Origin of the sequence: Pseudogemmobacter bohemicus (assembly GCF_003290025.1) — a bacterium.
In the GTDB taxonomy this organism is placed as follows: Bacteria; Pseudomonadota; Alphaproteobacteria; order Rhodobacterales; family Rhodobacteraceae; genus Pseudogemmobacter; species Pseudogemmobacter bohemicus.
Genome location: NZ_QNHG01000010.1, coordinates 1 through 7,407, shown reverse-complemented (window position 1 = coordinate 7,407; position 7,407 = coordinate 1). Strand labels below are relative to the sequence as shown.

The 7,407-nt window shown below is 61.2% G+C and carries 9 protein-coding genes and 1 other annotated feature; of the genes, 5 read left to right on the top strand and 4 right to left on the bottom strand.

The genetic code is table 11. From position 1 onward, the window contains the following. Positions 1-11 precede the first annotated feature (11 nt). Positions 12-875, top strand: a complete 864-nt coding sequence (locus DRF71_RS26900) for a universal stress protein (RefSeq protein ID WP_112313497.1) — start codon at positions 12-14, stop codon at positions 873-875. Between the two features lie 87 nt (positions 876-962). Here the strand turns inward: DRF71_RS26900 and DRF71_RS26895 are convergent, their stop codons facing one another. Next, positions 963-1,355: a DNA-binding protein gene (locus DRF71_RS26895; RefSeq protein WP_112313496.1), complete on the bottom strand. Its 393-nt coding sequence runs from the start codon at positions 1,353-1,355 to the stop codon at positions 963-965. A gap of 74 nt (positions 1,356-1,429) precedes the next feature. Beyond that, positions 1,430-2,437, bottom strand: coding sequence for a replication initiator protein A (locus DRF71_RS26890; RefSeq protein ID WP_112313495.1), 1,008 nt, complete (start codon positions 2,435-2,437; stop codon positions 1,430-1,432). 405 nt (positions 2,438-2,842) lie between these two features. Between DRF71_RS26890 and DRF71_RS26885 the strand changes: the two genes are divergently transcribed. Together DRF71_RS26885 and DRF71_RS26880 are read left to right on the top strand one after the other, a co-directional pair. Continuing rightward, entirely contained in the window at positions 2,843-3,091 is a 249-nt protein-coding gene (locus DRF71_RS26885) for a type II toxin-antitoxin system ParD family antitoxin (RefSeq protein WP_012858049.1), read from the top strand. Then, a complete protein-coding gene (locus DRF71_RS26880; RefSeq protein WP_112313494.1) occupies positions 3,088-3,375 on the top strand; it encodes a type II toxin-antitoxin system RelE/ParE family toxin in 288 nt (95 codons plus the stop codon). Before DRF71_RS26885 ends, DRF71_RS26880 begins: the two co-directional genes overlap by 4 nt. A 4-nt stretch (positions 3,376-3,379) precedes the next feature. Here DRF71_RS26880 and DRF71_RS26875 read toward each other — a convergent pair whose 3' ends face one another. Continuing rightward, positions 3,380-3,946, bottom strand: coding sequence for a hypothetical protein (locus DRF71_RS26875; RefSeq protein WP_112313493.1), 567 nt, complete (start codon positions 3,944-3,946; stop codon positions 3,380-3,382). Next, complete coding sequence (locus tag DRF71_RS26870; protein ID WP_085787614.1) at positions 3,943-4,209, bottom strand: hypothetical protein; 267 nt, start codon at positions 4,207-4,209, stop codon at positions 3,943-3,945. The genes DRF71_RS26875 and DRF71_RS26870 overlap by 4 nt, the downstream gene beginning before the upstream one ends. A gap of 153 nt (positions 4,210-4,362) precedes the next feature. Between DRF71_RS26870 and mobQ the strand changes: the two genes are divergently transcribed. Beyond that, on the top strand, positions 4,363-5,619 hold the full coding sequence (gene mobQ / locus DRF71_RS26865; RefSeq protein ID WP_112313492.1) for a MobQ family relaxase: 1,257 nt from the start codon (positions 4,363-4,365) through the stop codon (positions 5,617-5,619). A 166-nt stretch (positions 5,620-5,785) separates the two neighbouring features. Further along, positions 5,786-5,843, top strand: a sequence feature (sul1 is cis-regulatory element that is thought to sense ions involved in sulfur or methionine metabolism; They are found in Alphaproteobacteria). 73 nt (positions 5,844-5,916) lie between these two features. Beyond that, entirely contained in the window at positions 5,917-7,407 is a 1,491-nt protein-coding gene (locus DRF71_RS26860) for a SulP family inorganic anion transporter (protein ID WP_112313491.1), read from the top strand.

Here is a 7,407-nt window from a genome sequence, read left to right as displayed (position 1 = left end):
GGGAGAAAGAGATGAGCGAACAACCGCAGAAGATCGTCGCCCTCGTGGATGGCTCAGTCTATTCGGCCAGCGTCTGCGACCATGCAGCTTGGATGTCGGCCCGCACCGGAGCGCCGGTCGAGCTGATCCATGTGCTAGGCCGCCGCGAGGCACCGGAAAAGAAGGACCTGTCCGGTGCCATCGCGCTCGGTGCGCGCACTGCCCTGCTGGAGGAACTGGCCGAGCTGGATGCGCAACGCGCCAAACTGGTCAGCCACCGGGGCCGCGCGATTCTGGAAGATGCCCACGCCATCCTAGACAAGGCGGGCGTGACCGAGACCACCACCCGCCTGCGCCACGGCGACATGATTGAGGCGGTGGCCGAGGTCGAAACCGATGCCAGCGCGATCATGATCGGAAAGCGCGGCGAGGCGGCGGATTTCGCCAAGGGTCATCTGGGATCGAACCTTGAACGCATCGTGCGGGCCAGCCACAAGCCCGTCTTCGTAGCATCGCGTTCATTCAGGCCAATTACGAAGGTTCTGGTCGCCTATGACGGGGGGGTATCGGCCATGAAGGCCGTGGATCACATCGCCCACAGCCCCTTGTTCCAGGGGCTGGAGATCCATGTGGTCACTGTCGGCACCGACACGCCCGAGGTGCACAAGGGGCTAGCGGACGCAAAAGCTTCGCTGAAGGCTGCCGGAATCGAGGCCCAGACTTCTATCCTGCCCGGCCAACCGGAAAGCGCCCTGGGCAAGCTAGTGGATGAGGCGCAGTTCGACATGCTGGTGATGGGGGCTTACGGCCATTCGCGCATTCGCAGTCTGATCATCGGCTCGACCACCACCGCAATGATCCGGTCCTGCAAGGTCCCAGTCGTCCTGATGCGGTGATCCTGCATTTTGGTGCTGATCTGATACTCACCTGTTCATATCAGCACGTTGCTTGCGTTCAATGGCGACTTTTTCCGCATAGCGGACCTAGATTTTGCCAAACATCCGCGCCCAGAACCCTGATTTCGGTCTCTGGTCGGTCAGGAGGGCGGTTGCCTGCTGACGCCATTTATCCCGGTCCTCGCGCAGGTCGGAGATTATCCCCTCTTTGTCCGCGAGGCGTTCGTGTGCCGCCTCAAGGCGGGCTTGCAACTCCCTTACCAGACCGGAGTTTTCTTTTTCGTCAGGCGTCTTCTCGGGTGTTTCCTTTTGTTCACCAGAAACAGTTGGGGGGTAAACCCTGTGCAGTTCTGCCGGGTCTATCTGAAAAGTCCCTGTTTCATCCTTTATTGCAGATATTCTGCCTGATTTTATGGCTTTTGAGATCGTCGCCTTGGACTTTCCCGTTGCTTTCGCGGCATCGCCAAGGGTGTAAACCATGGGGTTTCCTGCTGTTCAGGTTTCCATGATATTGAACTGTTCACCTGTTCGCGTCCAGTCATTTGGTGACGCTGTCAGCGCAGGCTCTCTTGCTTCTTGCAGTATGCCACGAACGCCGCTCCGGGGTTCTTCGGCGGGTTGCCTTTAGCTGTTTCATCGTGGGCGTATGCCAGCCAGTTGGACCGCATGGCGTAGTAGTCCCAGCCGAGGGTTCGCGCATGCGCTCTGGCCTGCTCTTCGGCCCATTCTGGGATGATGATCGGCGCAGCCAGATCGACCGGCACAGAGCGCGGGCGCACTGTCACCATGTCGTTCTCGTCGATCTCGAACCTGTAGAACGGTGTCACATCCGCCCGCATGATCTCGCGCAGATTGTGGCGAAAGCGTTTGATCGGGGCGTTGCTGCCTGTCTTGTTTTGCAGGTTGGTCAGCCCGATTTGCCACTTTGGACTGCTGCCGCAGTGCTTTCGGGCGATTTCATATAGGCGGCGCTCAAGGGGCCTGCGCAGGCGAAAGTAGTCGTGGGTGATCGTCACCACCTGGTCAGTTTCTATTGCCCGCATCAGCCAGCGCGACAGCTTCACCTCGCAGTAGTCGAGGCGGAATCGCTCATCGTCAGTGCGGACGAATCCGCCCTCGTCGATCAGGGAGAATATCCGGGTTTCGATCTTGCCCCCGGACTTGATGTTGGTGACGAACTGCGCACCTTGCAGGCGGGCGAAGGCATCCTCAAGGCGCTTGTAGTGGTTCCCACCAATGGGGCGGTTCGTGGCGACCGACAGTTCGCGGGCCGAGAAGCGCACCGTGTCGCCAATCGGTTCGCCCCGGTTCTTTCGGGCCATCAGCTGGCTGATGGTGAAGATGAGAATGTCTTTGTCGAAAATCGTCGGCAGGCCGAGGCCAGACGGTCGGATTTTCAGAACATTGTCACCGTTCCGATATTCGAGGTGTCGCATGTCCGGCTTTGTTGCCAGCGAAAACAGCGGATGCTCCATCGACGCCATATCATCCTTCGGCACCGCATCCGCGATGTCGAGCACGAAGAAATCTAGGTTTGGGTGCCGATCTGGAAGCAGGCTCATGCGGCGTAACTTTGACCTATCAGGAACTATCTTATTTGACCTATCAGGAACGGTTTTCGATGGGAAGGCGGTTTGACCCTTTCGGAACCAAAGTTTGACCCTTTCGGAACCAAAGTTTGACCCTTTCGGAACCAGAATCACGATTTATGCTATTTTTCACAGATGCTTATGGGGCGCGTAACTTACTCCGTAGGTAACACTAATAACACTAGAGCCTTTGCCAGTTTCTAGGATCAAGACCCTTACCCAAAAGGGTAATGCGGTGCGCCGCACACCGGGCGCTTCGCACCCTGCGCCGCTTGCGGTCGCGGAAAGCGCGACCGCTGGCACCGACAGCGCCCAGATTGCAGCTTGGTACTTATTGGTATATGTCGGGGATATGCTTGGAACAGGAAGGGGGCGGCAATGGCCCGCAATACGTCTGTGTCCCTCGGGGACCATTTCACCACGTTCATCGACACACAGGTGCAGGCGGGGCGCTACGGATCGGCCAGCGATGTGGTGCGGGCAGGGCTGCGGCTCCTGCAAGAGCATGAGGCCAAGGTGAAGGCGCTGGAAGCGGCGCTGATCGAGGGCGAGGAATCCGGCGAACCGCAGCCCTTTGACTTCGAGGCGTTCAAGAAGCGAAAGCGCGCGGAGTATGAGGGCAGATGAAGGCCCTTTCCTTCTCGCCTCGGGCAGAAGCCGACATTGACGGTATCTGGGATTACAGCGCTGAAAACTGGGGACCAGATCAAGCTGACCGCTACACCGACGAAATCCGGGACGCCTGCCATGCGCTGGCATCGGGCCGGAAGCAGGGGCGGGCGACGAATGTTCGCGTTGGCTATCGCAAATGCCCCACCGGCTCGCATGTGATCTATTTCCGCGACCGGGGAGACTGGCTGGAGATTGTCCGCGTCCTGCATAGCGCACAGGACGCGGAGCGGCACCTGTGAGCCGTCATTCCCCGGCTGGCTGTGTCGGTGGCGAAACCATGAAGATGCAGTATCGGCTTCCGTCCCGCTGATCGGCGAATGATCCGCCTGCGGACAGGCAGTAGATGCGGGGATGCTGGCCGAAGGCTTTGGCATCGGCACGGCCTTGGAGCCAGAACACGGCCAGCGCGCCGATAAGCGCCCCTGCGGCCCCGATCGAGGCCAGCCAGACCCAGAACCCGCCGAACCAGCGCCATGCCTCTCTGCGGGCCTCTCCTGCGGCCTGTGAGAGGCTCTTGGCCGTTTGGAGGATCTCGGCATGGGATTCCCGGATAGCCGCTCTGGCAGCCCCCTGAGCGGCTTCTATGGCGTCCCTGTGGGTCTTGGCGGTTGCCAGCTGCAGCTGGCCCTCAAGGCGCTGTTCCAGCCGCTTGCCGGTTTGCGCCATGTTGTCGAGGCTCTGGGCGATGGTCGCGTTGAGGTGCTCGGCCTCGTCCCTGTCGAGGCTGGTGCGTTGCAGGTTCTCGATCTGGCGGCGCAGCGCGCCAATATCATCGACCAGAACCAGAAACGGATCGGCGCTGCCACTCATGCCTCACCCGCCCCGGCGCTTTGCGCCCTGGCATCGAGGTCGGCCAGCAGTCCGGCGATTTCCTTCTGGTCCACGTCCCGGGTTGCGTTCTTGCGCAGGGTGGATGCCAGCCATTTGGAAATCTTGGGGTCTTTCAGGGCTTCGGTGGTGACGATGGCGCCGACGATGATCTTTCGGCGGGTGTCGCTGGCTTTCTGACGGGTTTTGAGCCGCGCCAGCTTCGCTTGCGCATCTGCAATCTGCTGGTCGATGGTGCGCGCCATCCTTCCGCCCTTTCTCGTTACAACCGTTGAATTTGTGCCGCGTAGTGGGTAGCGTGTCAAACACGAAGTGCCCACTTATACAAACGCTGCGCGTTTGTGTGGGCAAGGGAACCCAGCGTTTCCCTTGAACCCTTAGCGAAGTGCAGCGCGGAAATGGCGATATACCACCTTCGGGCCACGATGATTTCCCGCTCCTCTGGCCGCAGCGCCACGGCGGCAGCGGCCTATCGTGTGGGCGAACGGATCGAGGATCACCGCACCGGGCTGACCTTCGATTACCGTGCGCGCGGCGGCGTCGATCACGTCGAAACCCTCGCCCCTGCCAACGCGCCCGCATGGGTGCAGGACCGGGCGGCGCTGTGGAACGCGGTCGAGGCGGCAGAAACCCGGAAGAATTCGCAGGTTGCCCGCGAAATCCGGGTGGCTCTGCCCGCCGAGCTGGACCACGGGCAGCGCGTCGAGCTGGTGCGCGAGTTCTGCCAGCGCGAGTTTGTGGCCCGTGGCATGGTGGCCGACATTGCCCTTCATGCGCCGGGACGCGAAGGCGATGATCGCAACCACCATGCCCATATCCTGCTGACCACCCGCGAGATCGGCCCCGAAGGGTTCGGGGCGAAGAACCGGGACTGGAACGCGGTCGAGATGCTGGAAGGATGGCGTGAAGCATGGGCGCGGGACAGCAACAGCGCCCTTGAGCGATGCGGCCATGCTGAGCGGATCGACCACCGGACGCTAGAGGCGCAGCGGATCGAGGCGCAGGAGCTTGCCACCGCGGCGCATGATCGCGGCGACGAGGACGAGGCGCTGCGTCAGACGGTGCGGGCGGTGGAACTGGACCGGGATCCGCTGCCGCAACTGTCTGCCGGGGCGTGGCAGATGAAGGAACGCGGCATCGAGGTCGCGGCCGTCCGGGTGTGGCGCGAGGTCAAAGCGCAGGCGGCCGAGGTCGCGCGGGTGGCGGAGGTTCTGGCCGGTCAGGTGCGGGACTGGATCGGGCGGGCGGTGGATCGTCTCGGGCCGTTGACGCAAGAGGGGGCGGCGCAGGGTCTGGCCTATGCCGGCGCTGCGGATCGGGATGGCCGGGAGGGGAGGCAGGACCTGGCCGCGCGGTTGCGCGAGGCATGGGAATCCCGCCAGAGCCGCACCGTGTCCGATGCTATAGCCGCACCTGGACAAACCCCGGAGCCGGAATCCGCTCGCAGTCTGGCCGAGCGGCTACGGGAGGCGGCGCAGGGGATCGACCGGGGGACGCTGGCCGAGGCGGCAGCGCGGTTGCAGGAAAGCCGGGAGGCCGAGGAACGCCAGCGGGTGCAGGAGGCCGAGCGCCTGAAGGAGCAAGAGCGGCAGCAGGAACGGTTGCGGGAGCGGGAAGCCCGCGACCATGACCGGGACGGCGGGCTTACTCACTGATCCGGCCAGCCCCGACCCTACAGCCCGCAATGGAACGAGCGGGCCGGGGCTGGCCTATCGACGGTTTGAGCCCAAAGCCGCCATAGGACCCTTAGTCCCAACATCCGAACGGTCGTAGCATCCGCTTGGCATGTTGGCGCAATTTCGTTATGCAGCGCGCAACGAACATGGAGCCGGGTGCAATTCCTGGCTGGCTCTTCTGGCCGCCAATCCGCCGGACAACCCGAACCTATACCAAAGATCGAACATCGACATGCGGCCCCATTCCGGGCCCTGATCGGTCAGGAACGGATTTACATGATTTCACTTGATGCCTACCGAGCCCAATGGTTCGGCAATATCCGAGGCGACCTGCTGGCCGGATTGGTCGTGGCATTGGCGCTGATCCCCGAAGCCATCGCCTTTTCCATCATCGCAGGCGTTGACCCAAAAGTGGGGCTTTACGCCAGCTTCTCCATCGCCGTGCTGATCGCATTTACCGGCGGGCGGCCTGGCATGATTTCGGCCGCTACCGCCGCCACGGCAGTGCTAATGGTCACGTTGGTGCGTGACCACGGGCTGCAATATCTGCTGGCAGCCACGGTGCTGGCCGGGTTGATTCAGATCGGGGCCGGGTTGCTGCGGCTGGGCTTCGTCATGCGCTATGTGTCGAAATCGGTGATGACCGGTTTCGTCAATGCGCTGGCGATTCTGATCTTCATGGCACAGCTGCCGGAGCTGGACCCCTCCAAGGTCACTTGGCTGACCTATGTTCTGGTCGCGGCAGGACTTGCTATCATCTATCTGTTCCCGTTGCTGACAAAGGCCGTCCCCTCGCCATTGGTCACCATCGTTGTGCTGACCGCGCTTGCCATGTTCTTCGGCTGGGATGTCCGCACCGTGGGCGATATGGGCGCACTGCCCGACACGCTGCCGGTCCTCCTGATCCCTCAGATCCCGCTGACGCTGGAAACATTGATGATCGTCCTGCCCTATTCCATAGCCGTGGCCGTAGTCGGTCTTCTGGAAAGTCTGATGACGCAGAACATCGTGGATGACCTGACCGACACCAAATCCAACCGCAATCAAGAGTGCATCGGGCAGGGCATTTCCAACACGGCGACAGGGTTCATTGGCGGCATGGCAGGCTGTGCGATGATTGGTCAGTCGATCATCAACGTCAAATCCGGTGGACGGGGGCGGCTTTCGTCCTTTGCTGCTGGGATTTACCTATTATTCATGGTCGTCGTTCTCGGTGATCTGGTCAGTCAAATTCCGATGGCAGCGCTGGTCGCAATTATGATCATGGTGTCGATTGGAACTTTCTCCTGGTCATCGCTGAAGAACTTGAAAACCCATCCCAAGTCCTCATCGGTGGTGATGATCGCGACCGTGGTGGCGGTGGTCTACACTCACAATCTCGCCATCGGCGTGCTGATGGGCGTGCTGCTGTCAGGCATATTCTTCGCTGGAAAAATCGCGCAGCTATTCAAGGTCAAAGCCTCCGCCACACCTGATGGTCGGGTGCGCACCTATGTCATCGAGGGCCAGCTGTTCTATGGCTCTGTCGAAGACTTCATGGATGCCTTCGATTTCAAGGAGGCCGTCGAAAAGGTGATCATTGATGTCAGTCGCGCCCATATCTGGGACATTTCCTCGGTGCAGGCGCTGGACATGGCTATTCTGAAATTCCGCCGCGACGGGGCCGAGGTCGAGATCGTCGGCATGAACGAAGCATCGGAAACCATCGTCGACAAGCTTGCCATTCATGACAAGCCCGGCGCGATGGACAAGCTGATGGCGCATTGA